The sequence below is a fragment of the Blastochloris sulfoviridis genome, from assembly GCF_008630065.1.
Classification (GTDB): domain Bacteria; phylum Pseudomonadota; class Alphaproteobacteria; order Rhizobiales; family Xanthobacteraceae; genus Blastochloris; species Blastochloris sulfoviridis.
Window position 1 is genome coordinate 1 of record NZ_VWPL01000074.1, and the last position, 1023, is coordinate 1023.

The 1023-nt window shown below is 67.3% G+C and carries 1 protein-coding gene; it reads right to left on the bottom strand.

The window, feature by feature from the left end; translation table 11 throughout:
• A partial coding sequence (locus F1193_RS16880; protein WP_150098951.1) for an ISAzo13 family transposase occupies positions 1-1023 on the bottom strand: 1023 nt, incomplete at both ends.

Genomic DNA, 1023 nt, shown 5'->3' on the forward strand with positions numbered 1-1023 from the left:
TTCCACTCGCCGTGGAAGTCGTGGCGGGTGAGGTTGACGGCTTCAAGGTCGGCGTCGGCGATTTTGACGCCGGCCGGATAAATATTCGGATCGAGTTGGCAGCGCACCGTGAGGCCGGCGGTCGTGGTGGTCGCGGCGATCAACTGCACGATCGCCTGATGGCTGACCAGCGGCTTGCCGCGCCAGTTCTTGGTGATGAACGAGAAGAGGCGGTGCTCGATCTTGTTCCACTTGCTGGTGCCGGGCGGCAGGTGGCACACGGTGATCGACAAGCCGAGTTCGTCGGCGAGGTTTTGCAGCTCGACCTTCCACAGGCGAACCCGTGAGCCGTTGCTGCCGCCGCCATCGGCGGTGATCGTCAGGCTGGTGGCGTTGGGATAGCGAGCCTGGCCCATCGTGTTCCACCAGGAGCGGACGGCGTTGACCGCGAAGGCCGCGGTGTCGTGGTCGATGCCGACGCTGACCCAGCCGGCATTGTCGGCGATGTCATAGACCCCGTAGGGCACGGCCCGTCCGAGTTCGGGGATGATGAAATCATGCACGCGGACCTTCTCGGGCTCGCCCTTCGGCCGCCAGTCGCGGCCACCGTTCTTGAAGTCGCCCACCAATTCCTTCTTCTTGGTGTCGACCGAGATCGCCGGCTCGCCGGCGGCGAGCGCGGCCGTCACCTGATCGTTGATGTAGTGGAACTGGGCGTCGCGGTCGGGATGGCTGGCGCCCTCCAGCGTCTTGCGGTTGGCCTGCAGGCTGAAGCCGAGCTCGTGCAGGAGTTCGCCCACCAGCGAGCGGCCGATGGTGTGGCCCATCGCGCACAGGCTGCGGCTGAGCTGACGCACGCTCCTGCTGGTCCACATCAGCGGCGATTGCGGATCGCCGCGCGTGTGCGGCTCAAGCAGCGCGCGCAGATCATCGAGCAGGCTGGTGTCCGTTTCGCGCAGCGGCTTGCGACCACCGCCGGGCCGCCGCACCCGGCCGACCGCGAATTCCTCGCCGGCCCGCAACTCGGCCAGCCCGCGCCCGATC